This window comes from Loigolactobacillus backii (assembly GCF_001663675.1).
In the GTDB taxonomy this organism is placed as follows: domain Bacteria; phylum Bacillota; class Bacilli; order Lactobacillales; family Lactobacillaceae; genus Loigolactobacillus; species Loigolactobacillus backii.
Genome location: NZ_CP014873.1, coordinates 117,588 through 135,627 on the forward strand (window position 1 = coordinate 117,588; position 18,040 = coordinate 135,627).

The window sequence follows — 18,040 nt, forward strand, 5'->3', positions numbered from 1 at the left end:
TAAAGTTAAGCGCGTATTCCTGACGCACTAGCAATTAAAATAAAGGAACCCCTGTAATTGGTAAGCAAATTCACCAATTACAGGGGTTCCTTTATTTAACTAATGTACTATAGCCGTATTTGAAAAACTGTACCATTCGCTGCACCAACGAGTCGGAAAATTTAACCGTTTCAAATTCTGTTGATTACAGTTTGGTCTACTTAGTAGTGAATAAGTTCAAGTAGCAGTCGCTACATTTCAGCGGCTGGCCAACAATTAATGCACCACAATCAAATTACTTCAATTTCAAAATTCGTTCCAGCATTGCCGTACCTGCCGTCAAATCCTCATGCCGAAAATGATTGGCCCGAATTCGTTTCGGATCACCACCGTGGTAATATTCGTACATGAGTTGTCGTTGACCAAAGGCAGCACTACTAACATCAAAAGCCAAATTTAACAATTTAGCCCGATCTTCGGCACCAATTTTTTCTGACGTGTAGGCCTGCCGTAAAATAGTGGCGTTATTACCGCTGAATTCCCTAAAATCAGGAACAGCCACCATTGAGCCGGCTGCCAAATGTTGAATAACCTGCAAGGCCTTTTCGTACATTTTTGGTAAACTGTCCCGAACTGCGGTTAGGGCTTGTTCACTAGGGGCAAAGATTCCCTGTTCGTCTAATTGACCATTCAATTCCGAATTAACGATAGTCCCCTTGATCAACTCAAGATTCGAGGTTAATTCACCTAATTGTTCGGCGACCCCTAAATAGTCGGCCAACCCTAAAGCCTTGGCCACCCGGATTGCCAGGCTAGTCACAAACTCTAACTTGGTAACACCGCGAACCTCATCTTGGTGCGCAGTGTGGATGAACATCCCCGATTCAACGAAGAAACGGTTAGACATAGCATAATCGTTGTAAACAAAAACGTCCGTCCACGGAATAAAAGCGTGCTCGAATAAGATGTAAGCGTCAATTTCGTCAAAGGCGTTACTCAAGGGATAATCATTTTCACTATAGCCAGGGTGATTAAGCGGCTTACGGCAAACGATCTTGGCGCCGGATAAATTAAGCGGCGCAGCAAAAGCAAGACCATAGCTAGTATCACCGGCGTCCAACAATAATTCTGGTGGATTGAAGACTAATAATTCGTCCGCAATGGGCGCTAAAGTATTCACCATTTTAGCCCCAGAAACATAGATTCCCTTTTCGTCATGATCAACTGTGTGAACACCTGCATAACCCTTTGGAATCGCATTTAGCGCCTTGCTGCGATCAAGCTGTGGATTTTGCAAGGCATGGGAAACAAAGATATCTCCCTTTTTAACTCGCTCGGCGTAATGTTTAGCGTTTGCCGCAAAATCAGTATATTTATTTTTACCAAGAAAACCAGCTTTCGCGCTTAAAACAGCTAACCCACTAGCAATAAAGTCAGGTGTCCGCCCTAACATGCCATATGAGGCCTGAGCAATCTCCGTGTAAACTGCTCGCTTCTTCTGCAAATCAGTCACACTACGCGGTGTCATAAAGGCAGTCGCAAAAGTTTGGCCGTCCTCTTGGTAAGTATGTAATTTTGGATTAGTGCGCTGTAAATCATAATAAGTATTAACAACAGCCAGTGTTTTCTGAAAAATTGGCACCTCGGCCACGTTAACTAATGCACCATCAAAGTAGACGGCCCGCCCATCATTTAGATCTGTAATCGAACTCACATTAAAAATCTCCCAACATTTTTATTTACCCTGTAACGCAAAAATTGATTAGATTAGAACGTGTTCTGACAAACGAAACAACTTCAATCCCAATTAACAACCAAATTTTTCGTTACACCTCACAAAACCAATAATACACGACAAAATGAGACTGGCACAAAAAGATTAATTTTGTACCAGTCTCATTTTTAGAAATATTATCCTTACAAGATGCTCTGTAACTCAGAACAAGCCCTTATTTCAAAGCCTTTTGCCAGTCACCAATCATCTTATCAAACGTAAATTCACTGGCCTTCTTCAAGGCAGCCTTACTCTTTTGCGACCAATCTTTCTCGTCGGTTAAAAGCTTAACAACTCGGTCAGCCATAGCCTGAATTCCCTTATCAGGAACAACATAGCCGTTAACGCCATCTTGAACCAATACTTTGGTGCCGTACTTAATATTGTAAGTTACGACTGGAACACCGTAACTCATTGCTTCAACTAAGTTCATCCCAAAGCTTTCCACGTTTGAAGTTTGTAAAATTACGTCGGCGTCACGATAAACAGTCGCTAAATCTTTTTGACTGCGATAATCACCAAAGACAACGTTATCTTTCAAACCTAACTGATCAACTCGTTTATCCAATTCTTCACGGGCCTGTTTAGTTGGTGCATAACCGTGAAGCTCAAGAACGGCGTTAGGAACCTGCTTAACCACATTGCTCATCACAACTAAAGCATGATCAGGCCGCTTATCAGCGCCTAGCCGGCCCACAAAAATGATCTTTGGCCGGTCACCCTTCTTGTGCCGGTGGGTTCCGCTGATTGCAGTATCAGGTGCTACACGAACATTGGCCATTGGGAAGTGCAGCCGAATATCATCCCGCTGTTCCTCAGTAGCAACTAACACACCAGTGAAATCGGCTGGACGTTGTTCAAGCAGTGTCTTGTAGACTTCAAGAACTTGACCGTTTACTGGTGACTTCGCATTATTGGTGTGGACGCCATGAAGGTAACCCCATTTTGCCTTGACATTTTGAATATCTGCAACAACGTTATCTAGCGTGTGGCGATCAGAAATAACGATAGCATCCTTGTCCTTCTTGAAAAGTTCATCCAAGAAAAATTTAAATAGCTCATTTTCGGAGTTAAACCGATAATCATGCCCCTCGTAATTGATTAATTTTCGCATCGAAGGCGCAACACGTTTCCCAATTCGCATCCATGTCTCTTCAATCACTGGTTCACCAGCAAAATTATAATAGGTGCGTGAAGCAACTGTGCCATCCGGATGGAAATAATCACAAGAAGACTTAAAACCACGCCAGTCCCAATTTTCACGAGCAACGATATTACCACGAATATCACGACTTTCGACGCTCATCGTTAAACCAACGGTTCCCGGTAAAACATTTAGCCGGCCAACTGGACGACCTGCATGTTTTATGATGGAATAGTTTGGATTAATCGATTCAACCTGGTATTCATCAAGTGGTACTTCATCCATCAAACGAATATTCTGTTTACGGCGCTTAACATTCAAGGTTCCCTGAAAATAATCATACATATTAAGCGAGAAACGGTGTTCAAGGCCTTCAGTTTCTAAATCACGATACAAAAAACGATTATAATTACGTGAAACATAATATGCTGATTTGCCTTGGTCGTTGAACATTCTGGTTCTCCGTGCCTGCGAATGTTCAGTCCCTGAATTTAACCCAAAAACATTTTCACTAATAAAATAGTACATTTTCTCTTCCCCCTTAAGCCTGATAATTCATGGCAGCAATTTTGGTTGGCCATACTTTATCAGCGTCAGACATCAGTGCTTCCCAACCTTGCCAAACATTTTCTTCGGAATACCTTTCGGCAGAGTTATAAGCTTCTGTACTGTATTTCTGTGTCAGCTGTGGGTCTTTCAAAATTTTAATTGTCGCATTGGCAAAAGCCTCAACGTCGCCATAAGGTACAATTGTTCCGTTGACACCATCTTCAACAATTTCATTAGGACCATAGTTAACATCATAGGTGACTGATACCAAGCCATGAGCCGTTGCTTCCATAATACCTAAGTTAAAGCCTTCCATATCAGAAGTTAAGCCATAAAGCATCGCCTGATTTTCAACTTCATCGATCTTGTTCGTGTACCCTTTTAGATGAATAACATCACCAAGATCATTGTCAACAATAACCTTCTGAACTTTACGTCTAGCTTCATAGTTATTCGTTGAATCAGCGTAACCATATAGATCCAGTGTTACTTCAGGAACTTGCTTATGAACAAGTGCTATTGCCTCGGCCAACTGATCCAGTTGTTTTTCAGGTGCAATTCGAGCAAAAACAACCATTTTCCCGAAGATTCGCTCCTTCATCGGAATACGTTTGGTCTTTAATAACTTGTCTGACACAACACCAACTGGAATTGTAAAGAGCTTAGCAGTTGGATGATAGCGCATTTCCACATCATGGTTTTGCTTATGCGTTGAGGCAGCAATGGCATCATAACCATCAAGCGCATTTAACGTAAATTCATAATTATTATTAACAATTTCAGCCATTGGATCTTGGGCACTCGCGTGGGCATTATGCAGATAATTGACTGAATAAGCCGCCCGCTTCAAGTGTAAAATTCCCCAGTCAGCAACATGGCCCCGATCAATCACATAAATATTCGGGTGTTTCTTAGACCAAAACTCATCATTTAGATCATCAAGAAAACGAACCGTTAACTCTTCAATCGTATCAAACATGTATATTTTACCGTTGGTTCGATCAGTTAATCGCCAACCAGTGGTTTGTAATTTGCCATCATTACCTGGCTTATAAAATTTTTCTACAGCAGGTAGGCCATCAGTATTTAACCAAACCTCAGTATCAACTTTATTATCTGGCGAATACCACTGTGATAACGTCCGAAAACCACGAGTATCATAATTATCCACCCGATGTGGACTTTTTAATCATGTTAATTAAAAAATTACTTGACCAAGGACTTAAAAAGGTTGGTCTCTATACTGGTTATTTTGATATTAATATCTCCGGTGAAATTGATGAATTAGCTAAGCAAAACAATCTTGATCGCAAAAGAATTGAGATTATCAACCCACTTTATCACGTTCAGCATACAGGCCAATCAACCAGTCAGCCTGTAACTTTACCTGAAGAAAATATTAAATCAAGCCATTGGAATAAAGACCGCACACTCCAAACACTTACTCTGGGCAATGATGCTTCAAAATTACAAGTTCGTTATACTAAGGGTGCCAAGCAACGAATTGTCGATATTAGTTACTTTACTGGTGATTCAATTACTAAGCACAGCTTTTATAATGAAATGGGTATTCTTGCCGCCAATGCCTTTTACACAAAAGATGGAATAATTGAACGGGAAGAATATTACCGACAAAATGGTCTAACAACCCTTGTTGTTAATTATGAAACGGGTAAACAAACCCGGTTAGAAGTGTTTGATGGCTCAGGCATTTTAGTCAATACTTTTGACTCACCGCTTGAACTTAGCAGCTGGTGGTTGAAGTATAACTTTGCAACGGCTAATCTGCTTGTCATCGGTATTGAATCGCAGGATATGCTTAAACTTATCAAAGAAAGCCATATTAACATGATTCCGTTCATTTCCGCCGATGCAATTGCGGCTGATGATTTTGAAGAAAAGTTAGCCTTATTACCAGGACGTCGTTTTATTGTTGATGATTTCCATACCGGTGCTACTTTAGTCAAACGAATTCATTCTGATTTCAGCATGATGACTATTGATGAGGCAAACTTACCAATCCAAATTGCCGTCCCAAATATGTAATAACTTGATATCAAAAAAGGTGCCAATAACGTTAGCAAAAACTAACATTATTGGCACCTTTTTTAGCATTAATTTATTCAAAAACCAGGAATACTTTCTTACTTTACCACCTATACGCATGGCGAAGCGTCTAACAGTAATTACTAACGCCTTATGGTAATTGTATAGATTGCTTAAGAGGTTGCTGCTAATGGTACAAATAATATGGTTAAAACGAGGCTAAGACAAAAATTCTGGATTCACGTGCCTATCCAAAACCGACCTTTGTCCCACTCCTCACTAACTAAACGCTTAACGACCTAATCATTCCTTCACTTCACTAGATCTTTTCCAACCTAATTGTTCATTAACGCTTTAGAATGCGCCAAATATTCACTAAAATCGGAAATATCATAGTTTTCAAATTCAGTACCAGGCTTATGTAATACCTGTAATTGTTGCTGCATAATACCTTGAGTTGAATCCCATAGATCAGAATTTTCCTTTAACATCAATTGTTGCTCTCGATTCAACGCCGCGGCATCATAACCAGGGTTTTTCTTTTTCCAGTAAAATAATGTCGAAACTGAATTACCAAAATCAAACGCCAGCTTTTGGGGTGCCTTTTCTCTAATTTTACGCAAATAATATTTATTCATTTTGGCCCATTGATCTAACTGAATATTAAATTTTAAGGCCGGATCTCTAACCGTTGATTTAGGATTGTACAACCAACTGTAGACAAATGAATTAAGCCAAACAACATCACTAGATAATTCAATTGCCATTGAACAGAAGTAAACATCTTCAAATATTCGCACATCATCCAGCCAGTGTAACCCCATCCGTTTAACATAATCACGATTAAACCACTTGGCATAGGCCGCACTCCAAATGGGCTCATTATGCAAGTAAAAATAACTACCATCAGCATTTCTACCCTGTTCAATGTACTTAGCCACCACTACTTCGTGATCACCTTTACTGACCGCATTAAAGAACTCTAGTAAGGCGCCATCATAATAGAACTCATCATCGGCGTCAACAAACATATAGTAACGGCCCTTAGCCAGTTGCATCCCACGTTGTCTTGCAACACCAGCACCCCCACTATTCGTAAAGTACTTATACCGAATAGTTAGGTTATTAAATAGGTTGAAATCTGCTGGATTAGTGAGCCTCTTACCACCATCGCCCACTAATATGATCTCAACTTCATTGAAATCAATCCCAATTTGCGAATTAATTGATGACAGTGCAATACTGAGTTGACACTCATCTTCATTATGAAAGGGAATAATAATCGACACAGTTGGTTCAGTATTCTTCTTCGTCTTCATTATTATTTCACCTCCTGTTTAGAGAATTGATCACCTAAAGCATATTGTTCTGTTTGAAATAAGAATTTCAGTGCATCATCATTACTTAAATCGTCATAGATCGTTCCTTTTTGATTATAGTTAATAATCGTCTGCATAATCTTCGCACGCGCTGGTAGCCAATATGAACTGAATTCACGTAATAAATGAACATGTTCTTCCGCAAATTTTCCGATATCTGCCGGCGTAAATCGCTTTTGCCGGTAAAATATATCGGCAACGTAGGCAACAAATAGGTCCGCCACCCGTTCTGGTTTATATTTTTGCACTTCTTCGAGAAAATAGCGGCGTCCTTTACTCCAAGTATGCAGCTGATCATCAAAGGAAACGCCTAATTTACCAGTACTTCGGCCAGTTGATTTACTGTTATACAACCAGCTGTAACCAATACTGTCTATTCGCTTAGTATTCGCCGAAAATTCGGTGGCCAAACCAACAAAATAAGTGTCCTCAAACACTCTTAAATCATCCGCCCAATGAATGTGATACTGCTTAATGAGATCGCGGTTAAACCATTTAGAGAAAATGGAGTAATTTTCAGTATTCTCATGAAAAACATAGAAAAAATCACCAGTTTTAATATCCCTGGCCTGCTCCACGTACTTGCCAGCAATTAAATCATAGTTGCCCTTATTGGCAACATTAAAGAAATCTAACAACGCCTCATCAATATGAAATTGATCGTCCGCATCCATAAACATAAAGTAATGACCACTTGCGCGATCCATGCCCTTTTGCCGAGCAGGTCCTGGACCATGGCCCGCACTTAAACGAATGTAAATAATATCTAAATTTTTGAGTAACTTAAACGTGTCTACACCATCTGGAAGTTCAGGCCCACCATCATTGACCAAGACAACCTCGACCTTCTCAAAATCAATGCCAATTTGATTATTTATTGATGCTAAGACATTAAAAACCGTGTAGGTTGGTTCACTATGAAATGGAATAATAATAGAAACTGTTTTTTTCATTACAATTCAAACCTTCTTTATTTAGAGTCTCATCATATTCTTAATATTTTTTCATTTATACTGGTTAATTATTAATAATTAACCCTCACGAAAATAATTCCAAAAAAATATAGAAACCCTTTTAATTAGTAACTGAAACTTGAAAGTATGAAGACAGACTGATCCCTTGGTATCACAGGGCATATTTTAATTAATTTAACCATTTAGCTTGCTGTTAACAGCGAAACTAACCGTTTCGGCAAAAATGTGAAGAACTGATTCATCATCTGAATAATTTGGGCTCTTCTTGCATAAACTTCATGATTAATAATCGTTTTTAACGAATTTAGAAGCCATACCAGTGCTTGAGACAACTCAATATCTGGCATGGCTTCGTTCATTATAAAGAATAAATCCCCAATGGTGCGATCATCCTGATTTTGCCGTTCCTGCCAAGCTAATAGGTCATAAGTCATCATGACAATTGCTAAATGGCCACAAAGCCCGTCATAATTTTGAACTTGTGATTTGTCGAGCCGCAAGTATTGCTTGGCAACTTTAAAGTAATTCTCAATTTGCCATCTTCGGGCGTATAGTTGAATGATCTCTTGTGGCTGAAGGCCTAACTGAGTCGTTGCCAGTACTAGGTAGTCATCTTGACGGGCCCGATTAGCCACAAATACCAAGCGAAGCTTGAATTTTTGGTTCCCGACGTGCGCTTCGACAAAGCAGCTGTATTGATAAGCTTGCTTGGGTTGATATTTTGAGGCCTGCAGTCGCTTGTATAATGCTTTAACTGAATATTGCCGTCCGCGATATTGATAGTAAATTTTGCTGGACCGTTTAAGCATGCCCACGCCGTTTAATCCCAACTTGGTTAATTCATAGAACATTTTTGGTGAGCTATACCAGCTATCAAATAACACATAGTCAGCTAGAACGCCATTTGCGAGGGCTTGCTTGACAAGTTGCAATGAAACGAGTTTCATTTTTTGCTGTGCTTGGCGACGTCTCCGGCCAGCAATTGTTCGTTGATCGGTTGTTTTAGCTGATTTTCCAAGGACGTTTTGTGGCTTCTTGGAAGACATTAATGCAAAGTTGATCGGTAAGAATGTATTGGCGTCACTCCAACCCAAAGTTAAAGCCCGGTATCCCTTAATATATAACTGTTTGTCATGGTCAAAGACTCGCGCTAGTAATTCGGTTTGGGTGGCGTACTCACGGGAAAAGAGTGTATCGTCAATGATCAATGCTAACCGCCGCCGGCGGTCAATAAACGGTCGTAAATGCTTGATTAAATGACTCCCAACTTGACAAATCAAGCGTTGCCAATTGATCCGGCCATCGTTCAAATTATTTCTGACGGTGCGACTGGTAAAGTTAGGTGTTTCATGGGCTCGATAAAGCGAGCGTCCCAGGAACTTTGTCGTGAGCAGCCATTCAATGACCTTCATCAAGCTGATTTCTGAATTCCGGCGATAATTCACCAACTTGGTGAGTTTAGATAGACCAATGAGGGAAGTAAATTGATGAACAATATTGTGAAGCTCGTTTTCTGTATTTTTTTGTCTTATAATATTCATGACGTAAGTCTCCTTTGTATCTTGGTTTTGGTCGACTAAAGTATACAACGCAGGAGAGCTTGCGTTTATTTTTTTGCCAAAAAAGCCAATAACCACACGCCTTTGGCGTGATTATTAGCTTTCAAGTTTCAGTTAGTAATATTTATTGGATGTTTTATCACTTGTTGATCTAGCACGTGAATGAAGTTTTTTTATCGGTATAAAAGATATATTATTTTTAAATTTCATTACTATTACTACCTAATTATAACATTCATAATTTAGCAAAAAAAGGGTGCCTCCCACTTAGGAGACACCCTTTTTCTATTAATCAAGTTTACGATTAATAGCATTCAATTCTTAAACTCTAATCCTCACGACGACGGCGTTTCATTCCTGCGCCAGCCAAACCAGCAAGACCAAGAACAATTGTTCCAGCCATTGCTAAGGCAGCGTCAGAACTTTCACCAGTTTGTGGTAATTTAGAACTCGAGTTACCACTCAATGATGTTGGTAATGTCGTAGATGAAGCATTAGTTGTTGAAGTTGGTACAACACTGGCTGTAGTACCAGTTGTGCTTGTAGTTCCATTAGAACCAGCGGCAGTTGTTGAACCATTTGATCCATTACCTGTTGATCCGTTAGAACCATTGGCGTTTGAACCATTTGATCCATTACCTGTTGATCCGTTAGAGCCATTGGTATTTGAACCATTTGATCCATTACCTGTTGATCCGTTAGAACCATTGGTATTTGAACCATTTGATCCATTACCTGTAGTTCCATTAGAACCATTGGTGTTTGAACCATTTGATCCATTACCTGTAGTTCCATTAGAACCGGCAGCACTTGAACCATTTGATCCATTACCTGTTGATCCGTTAGAACCGGCAGCATTTGAACCATTTGATCCATTAGAACCTGCAGCATTGGAGTTGTTCTTGGCAGCTTCAGAAGCAGCTGCGGAATCAGCTACTGCTTGAGCAGATTGTGCAACACTAGCAGCTGAACTTGCAACAGCGGCATCACTTGCAAGACTTGTGTTACCGGCAGCGGCAGCACTTGATGCAACGGTTGCAGCAGCACTAGCATCAGCTGCGGCGGATTGAGCAACATTATTTGCTGAATTTGCCGTTAATGCAGCTGACTGGATAGTGGCATCGTCTGGGTAGGTAGCAGCTTGACTAGAAGCATCACTAGCTGCGGAACTTGAAACTGAAGCTGAACTTGCTGCTTCACTAGCATATGAGCCAGCGGCAGTCTGAGCAGCGTCATCTTTAGCAGCTGCAGAACTTGCAACGGCCTCAGCTGAGTTGGCTACGGAAGCGGCCGAACTAGCAGTTGATGCGTCACTTGCAGCAGTTGAAGCGGCTGAGCTTGCTACGGTTTCAGCTGAACTTGCAACTGAAGCTTCGCTTGCGGCAGCACTTGTATTACCTTTGGCAGCATCACTGTTGGCAGCACTTGCGGCTGAGCTGGCTACTGAAGCTGCAGAACTTGCTGTTGAAGCAGCACTTGAAGCATCACTGGCAGCACTTGAAGTTACACCTGATGCTGAATTAGCTGTTGAAGCAGCTGAACTTACAACTGGATCAGTAGAATGATCACTTGCTAAGCTACTAGCAGTTGATGCAGCAGAAGAAGCTTCACTAGCAGAATTACCTGCGTTCGATGCAGAGCTTGATGCATTAGATGCATCTTTGCCAGCACTTGTTGCAGAGCTGTTAGCATTGCTAGCTGATGAGCTTGCAGCACTTGATGGGTTATTCTGTGCGTCACTTGCAGCTGTCGATGTTGCTACTGAAGCAGCTGAGCTGGCCGTGGAAGCGGCTGAGCTGGCTGTCGAAGCATCACTTGCGGCTGTTGAAGCGGCTGAGCTTGCTACAGTTTCAGCTGAACTTGCAACTGAAGCTTCGCTTGCGGCAGCACTTGAATTACCGGCTGCGGCGTCGCTGTTTGCTGCACTTGCTGCTGAACTAGCAACTGAAGAAGCTGAACTTGCTGTCGAGGCAGCACTTGAAGCATCACTGGCAGCACTTGAAGCTACACTAGATGCTGAACTTGCTGTCGAAGCAGCTGAACTTACTGCTGAGTTGTTTGGATCAGTGTTTGCTGCACTTGAAGCCTCACTAGCTGATGAGCTAGCTTCGCTTGCAGAATTACCTGCATCAGATGCGGAGCTTGATGCATTAGATGCATCTTTACCTGCACTTGTTGCAGAACTATTAGCATTGCTAGCTGATGAGTTTGCAGCGCTTGATGGGTTATTTTGTGCATCACTTGCAGCGGTTGATGTTGCGACCGAAGCAGCTGAGCTGGCTACTGAAGCGGCTGAGCTGGCTGTCGAAGCATCACTTGAAGCTGTTGATGCTGCAGAACTGGCCGTAGAAGCGGCTGAGCTGGCCGTCGAAGCATCACTGGCAGCAGCACTTGAATCACCCTTGGCAGCGTCACTGCTAGCAGCACTTGCGGCTGAGCTGGCTGTTGAAGCAGCTGAGCTGGCTGTTGAGGCAGCACTTGAAGCATCACTGGCAGCACTTGAGGCTACACTAGATGCTGAACTTGCTGTTGAAGCAGCTGAACTGACTGCTGAATTATTTGGATCAGTGTTTGCGGCACTTGAAGCTTCACTAGCAGATGAGCTAGCTTCACTTGCTGAATTGCCTGCATCAGATGCGGAGCTTGATGCATTTGATGCATCTTTACCTGCACTTGTTGCAGAGCTACTTGCAGCACTTGATGGGTTGTTCTGTGCATCACTAGCAGCGGTTGATGTTGCAACTGAAGCAGCCGAACTGGCCGTAGAAGCGGCTGAGCTGGCTGTTGAAGCATCACTTGAAGCTGTTGATGCTGCAGAGCTGGCCGTTGAAGCAGCTGAGCTGGCTGTCGAAGCTTCACTTGAGGCAGCACTTGAATCACCCTTAGCAGCGTCACTGCTAGCAGCACTTGCGGCTGAGCTGGCTGTTGAGGCAGCTGAACTGACTGCTGAATTATTTGGATCAGTGTTTGCAGCACTTGAAGCTTCACTAGCGGATGAGCTAGCTTCGCTGGCCGATGAACTTGCCTCTGATGCTGAACTTGATGCATTTGATGCATCGCTTCCAGCACTATTAGCTGAGCTCGATGCCTGTGAAGCACTTGAACTTGCAGCACTTGATGGATTATTCTGCGCGTCACTAGTTGCAGTTGATGTTGCGACTGAAGCAGCTGAGCTGGCAACACTAGCAGCTGAGCTGGCTGTCGAAGCATCACTTGCGGCTGTTGAAGCATCAGAACTTGCAACTGATTCAGCTGAGCTGGCAACACTAGCAGCGCTTGATGCAGCACTTGAATTACCAGTTGCAGCGGCACTTGAGGCTTCGCTAGCGGCAGAACTTGCAACACTAGCAGCGCTTGAGGCGTCACTGGCAGCACTCGATGCATCACTGGCAGCACTTGAGGCTACACTAGATGCTGAGCTGGCTGTCGAAGCAGCTGAACTGACTGCTGAGTTATTTGGATCAGTGTTTGCTGCACTTGAAGCCTCACTAGCTGATGAGCTAGCTTTGCTGGCTGATGAGCTTGCTTCTGATGCTGAACTTGATGCATTTGAAGCATCGCTTCCAGCACTATTAGCAGAGCTTGATGCTTGCGAAGCACTTGAACTTGCAGCACTTGATGGATTATTAGCAGCATCACTATTAGCTGTTGAAGCAGCTGTATTAGCGGCTGAGCTGGCGACACTAGCAGCACTTGAGGCTGTGGAAGCATCACTGGCAGCCGTTGAAGCAGCTGAGCTGGCAATGTTTTCAGCCGAACTTGCAACTGAAGCATCACTGGCGGCAGCACTTGAATTACCGGCTGCAGCATCACTGTTAGCAGCACTGGCTGCTGAGCTAGCAACTGAAGCAGCTGAACTTGCTGTTGTAGCAGCACTTGAAGCATCATTGGCAGCACTTGAAGCTACGCTTGATGCTGAACTTGCTGTTGAGGCAGCTGAACTGACTGCTGAGTTATTTGGATCAGCGTTTGCTGCACTTGAAGCAACATTAGCCGATGAACTAGCTTCGCTAGCAGATTTACCTGCATCAGATGCAGAGCTTGATGCATTAGATGCATCTTTACCTGCGTCCGTTGCATAACTACCAGCTTCACTAGCTGATGAACTTGCAGCACTTGATGAATTATTCTGTGCATCACTAGTTGCAGTTGATGTTGCTACTGAAGCAGCTGAGCTGGCAACACTAGCAGCGCTAGATGCAGCACTTGAATTACCAGTTGCAGCGGCACTTGAGGCTTCGCTAGCGGCAGAACTTGCTACACTAGCAGCGCTTGAGGCGTCACTGGCAGCACTTGAAGCATCACTGGCAGCACTTGAAGCTACACTTGATGCTGAACTTGCTGTAGAAGCAGCTGAACTGACTGCTGAATTATTTGGATCAGTGTTTGCAGCACTTGAAGCTTCACTAGCTGATGAGCTAGCTTTGCTGGCTGATGAGCTTGCTTCTGAGGCTGAACTTGATGCATTTGAAGCATCGCTTCCAGCACTATTAGCAGAGCTTGATGCTTGCGAAGCACTTGAACTTGCAGCACTTGATGGATTATTAGCAGCATCACTATTAGCTGTTGAAGCAGCTGTATTAGCAGCTGAGCTGGCGACACTAGCAGCACTTGAGGCTGTGGAAGCATCACTGGCAGCCGTTGAAGCAGCGGAGCTGGCAATGTTTTCAGCTGAACTTGCAACTGAAGCATCACTGGCGGCAGCACTTGAATTACCGGCTGCAGCATCACTGTTAGCAGCACTGGCTGCTGAGCTAGCAACTGAAGCAGCTGAACTTGCTGTTGTAGCAGCACTTGAAGCATCACTGGCAGCACTTGAAGCTACGCTTGATGCTGAACTTGCTGTTGAGGCAGCTGAACTGACTGCTGAGTTATTTGGATCAGCGTTTGCTGCACTTGAAGCAACATTAGCCGATGAACTAGCTTCGCTAGCAGATTTACCTGCGTCAGATGCAGAGCTTGATGCGTTAGAAGCATCTTTACCTGCGTCCGTTGCATAACTACCTGCTTCGCTAGCTGATGAACTTGCAGCACTTGATTCACCGCTAGTTGGTGTACTTGTACCACTTGTTGGTGTTGAAGTACCGCTAGTTGGAGTGCTTGTACCACTTGTTGGTGTCGAAGTACCGCTAGTTGGTGTACTTGTGCCACTTGTTGGTGTTGAAGTACCGCTAGTTGGTGTACTTGTGCCACTTGTTGGTGTTGAAGTACCGCTAGTTGGAGTGCTTGTGCCACTTGTTGGTGTTGAAGTACCGCTAGTTGGAGTGCTTGTACCACTTGTTGGTGTCGAAGTACCGCTAGTTGGTGTACTTGTGCCACTTGTTGGTGTTGAAGTACCGCTAGTTGGAGTGCTTGTACCACTTGTTGGTGTCGAAGTACCGCTAGTTGGTGTACTTGTGCCACTTGTTGGTGTTGAAGTACCGCTAGTTGGAGTGCTTGTACCACTTGTTGGTGTCGAAGTACCGCTAGTTGGAGTGCTTGTACCACTTGTTGGTGTCGAAGTACCGCTAGTTGGTGTACTTGTGCCACTTGTTGGTGTTGAAGTACCGCTAGTTGGTGTACTTGTGCCACTTGTTGGTGTTGAAGTACCGCTAGTTGGAGTGCTTGTGCCACTTGTTGGTGTTGAAGTACCGCTAGTTGGAGTGCTTGTGCCACTTGTTGGTGTTGAAGTACCGCTAGTTGGTGTACTTGTGCCACTTGTTGGTGTCGAAGTACCGCTAGTTGGAGTGCTTGTACCACTTGTTGGTGTCGAAGTACCGCTAGTTGGTGTACTTGTGCCACTTGTTGGTGTCGAAGTACCGCTAGTTGGTGTACTTGTGCCACTTGTTGGTGTCGAAGTACCAGTAGCCGTATAAGTTACATCAACATTTTTGGCAGTTGGTGCAGCGGCTCCTGCACTTAAGTCGAAGGTTGCCGTAACTGGATCTGCAGTATAACCATCAACTGCTGGTGAATTAACTGAAATTGTATATCCAGTATCAGTAGCAGTTACTGTAGTTCCTTCAGTTAGATCAGGTGCCTCAGGACTCCAAAGTGTATCACCGGCGCCATTAGTACTTTGATCCCAAGTTACTGTAATAGTATCAGTAGCTGGTGTACTATCGCCAGCACCAGAATAAGTTACTGTATATTTAACATCTTGTGCCGTATTTTCAGCAGTAAAGTTAGCAGTAGCTTCGGTACTAAGTAACGTGTTACCTGCCTCATCAACAATTGATGATTGTGCAGCTACAGTGTCACCTACATTAGCATCGGTTGGTGCAAAATGAACTGTGTAACTGCCATCTTCTCCGGCAGTTGCCGTTTGGTTAACACGAGTGTTAGTTTCACGAACTGTAACTTCAGCATTTGGTGTGGCTGTACCAACAACATCAAAACCATCAGTTTCGTTACCAACAGCTGAGTTAATAGCAATTTCTGGTGTTTCAGTCGATGTATTAGTGTTACCACTATCACCTGGTGTGTTATCAGTTGGTGTTGCGCTAGCATAAGTATCAGCATAAGTGGACATCGTTGAATAACTGTTATCTTGGAAGCCAGTATCTAAATACCAACCATTGTTATCATTGTAAAGAGTAACACCATTACCATAGATAAATGTTCCTGCTTTAACAGAAATCTTAGTTGGCTTTCCATCATAACTTTCATCACTAGGATTATTCACTGTAAGTGAACTACCAACTTTTAACTCAGTTAACTTACCTGTCTGAGCATCATACATGTAAGCCTTTTGGTTACCGTTCTTCTTATCAACGTACGCCTGATATACAGCTTCGTATTCAGCATTATATGCGTTGGTAATCAACTTGTTAGTATTGGTAACATCAGTTCCAGCAGTTACATCACCACTAGAAAGTTGATATGCAGAAGCATTTGGATCAGAAGCAGTCCCAGCTTCAGCGTCTGCGGCAGCGGCTGAATCAGCCCCAGAACGCAAATCACCATTCTTTGAAAAGGCTTGGTACGTGAGTGTGTAAACACCATCATGGCCTAATTGCGTACTTGTAAAGCCTGCGTCACCGACTTTGTAATCCTTCTCAAAAGAAAGTCCGTTAGAACTCTTGGTTGCAACGTCAGAAGCATAAGACGCTTCAGTCCCGCCTAAATAATCTTGTAAGAAGTCGTTTTCACCGTTCATAGCAGCAACATACATTGCTTTTTCAACGACGTTACGAAGCCCAACATAGATTGAATCAACAGGACTTGATTGTAATTCTTTGTAGTACTGGATTTGATAACCGTTTAATAGTCCAAATTGGTTAGCCAATGATTTAATTGTGCTTGTTAATGGGCTAAGAATACTGTTAATTGCTGAGCCAACAAGCGGAATGCTGCTAACGTCAATCCCCATGGCCTTAGTAATAGTACCAACTGGGTCTGTGACTAAAGCATTAATTTCACCAAAAAGACCAGAAGCCTTACTTAAAATACCTAAGTTATAGTTGTTACCATCGCCACCGGCCATTGAAGTGATAACACTCCAGAAGCTTGAGTTACCTTGGGAGAAGAATTGGCTATCAATATCGCTTTGACCACCAAGTGAAGCCTTGTTAGTTAAAACATACTTTTCAAGGTAAGACTGAATATTTGGCTGGAATAATGGAATGTAAACGTCCCAAGTATCATTCAATTTTTCAACAGAATGGTTAAGTGCCGTCTTCATTGAAGTTCCGGTACTTAATTCTGGAAGTGCAGCAATTTGTGCCTCGGCTGTCTTTACGGCTGTGAGGTACATTGTATTCCAAGCAGTCGTTTGGTTGTTATCCATCCGATTATACAAAATAGTAGTTGCTTGAATTCCGGCACCAGTATTTGAGTTATAACCAAAATCATTGGCATAATCATTCAAACTAGCAAGCATATTTTGTGATAACGCTTTGTAATAAGTATCCCATGCACTTGCCCACTGTTTAACTACGTATTGGTAGCCTTGAGCCTGTGCCGTACCATCACCGTACGTTTCACCATTAATTGCATAATCACTGAATGAATTGTCACCATTGTTGGCAGCTGAATATGCTTTACCTAAATCATACATATCAGCATACCCAGTCATATTCTTATACTGGGTAGTATCAGCAAGGCTGGAAAGTACTGACGAAATGTCAGTACCAGTACCAGTACCAATACCTAAATCAGAAAGAATATCACCAATAACAGGAATATTGCCTAAAATATTGTTAAGTAACTGACTTGAACTAACACCAGGAATTAAGTTGGCAATTCCACCAACAACACCACCAATTTGTCCAGCTAAGCCACCGATAAACGAAATGAAGTTATCAGAACTTGATAAAGCTGCGATAACGGCATTACCTTTATCACTACCGATATCATCAAGTGCGGCATTATAACCAGTCTGCCAGTCAGCGGCCTGTGTATTAGGGTCAATCGTCGTCAAATTAGGAACCGTTGGAATTGTTGCTGTATTTGAAGTAGTAGTTGCTGCACTGCTGGCAGAACTACTTGCGGCAGCCGTTGCAGCTGCTGCCCGAATTTCTGTAGCAACACTAGTAACTGCATAATTAGCAGCAGCACTAGATAAAGCAGCAGTTAATTCAGCACTGGTTGGATCAACCAACGTAGTCATTTCTGCTTCACTTGCTACGTTTGCTCCAGCAGCACTTAAATCAGAA

General features: G+C 42.9%; 8 protein-coding genes. 1 reads left to right on the top strand and 7 read right to left on the bottom strand.

Annotation, left to right across the window (positions count from 1 at the left end; translation table 11 throughout):
• Positions 1-274 precede the first annotated feature (274 nt).
• From AYR53_RS00495 to AYR53_RS00505, 3 genes are all read right to left on the bottom strand, one after another.
• Positions 275-1,693 (bottom strand): 4-hydroxyphenylacetate 3-hydroxylase N-terminal domain-containing protein, encoded by a 1,419-nt coding sequence (locus AYR53_RS00495; RefSeq protein ID WP_068279953.1) that lies wholly within the window; start codon positions 1,691-1,693, stop codon positions 275-277.
• Between the two features lie 235 nt (positions 1,694-1,928).
• Positions 1,929-3,425, bottom strand: coding sequence for a glycosyltransferase (locus tag AYR53_RS00500; protein WP_068222640.1), 1,497 nt, complete (start codon positions 3,423-3,425; stop codon positions 1,929-1,931).
• A gap of 13 nt (positions 3,426-3,438) precedes the next feature.
• Positions 3,439-4,617 carry a glycosyltransferase family 4 protein gene (locus AYR53_RS00505; protein ID WP_082920414.1) on the bottom strand — a complete coding sequence of 393 codons (1,179 nt, stop codon included), beginning with the start codon at positions 4,615-4,617 and terminating at the stop codon, positions 3,439-3,441.
• Between the two features lie 20 nt (positions 4,618-4,637).
• Between AYR53_RS00505 and AYR53_RS00510 the strand changes: the two genes are divergently transcribed.
• Entirely contained in the window at positions 4,638-5,492 is an 855-nt protein-coding gene (locus tag AYR53_RS00510; protein ID WP_068279950.1) for a hypothetical protein, read from the top strand.
• A 335-nt stretch (positions 5,493-5,827) separates the two neighbouring features.
• Here AYR53_RS00510 and AYR53_RS00515 read toward each other — a convergent pair whose 3' ends face one another.
• The 4 genes from AYR53_RS00515 to AYR53_RS00530 all read right to left on the bottom strand — a co-directional run bounded on the left by AYR53_RS00515 (position 5,828) and on the right by AYR53_RS00530 (position 17,994).
• On the bottom strand, positions 5,828-6,811 hold the full coding sequence (locus tag AYR53_RS00515; protein ID WP_068222620.1) for a glycosyltransferase family 2 protein: 984 nt from the start codon (positions 6,809-6,811) through the stop codon (positions 5,828-5,830).
• A gap of 2 nt (positions 6,812-6,813) precedes the next feature.
• On the bottom strand, positions 6,814-7,824 hold the full coding sequence (locus AYR53_RS00520; protein ID WP_068279947.1) for a glycosyltransferase family 2 protein: 1,011 nt from the start codon (positions 7,822-7,824) through the stop codon (positions 6,814-6,816).
• 203 nt (positions 7,825-8,027) lie between these two features.
• Positions 8,028-9,386 (bottom strand): IS4 family transposase, encoded by a 1,359-nt coding sequence (locus tag AYR53_RS00525; RefSeq protein WP_068279944.1) that lies wholly within the window; start codon positions 9,384-9,386, stop codon positions 8,028-8,030.
• Between the two features lie 346 nt (positions 9,387-9,732).
• The gene (locus AYR53_RS00530) at positions 9,733-17,994 is read right to left on the bottom strand and encodes an LPXTG cell wall anchor domain-containing protein (protein WP_068279941.1); all 8,262 of its coding nucleotides are present in this window, start codon (positions 17,992-17,994) and stop codon (positions 9,733-9,735) included.
• Positions 17,995-18,040: the final 46 nt, after the last annotated feature.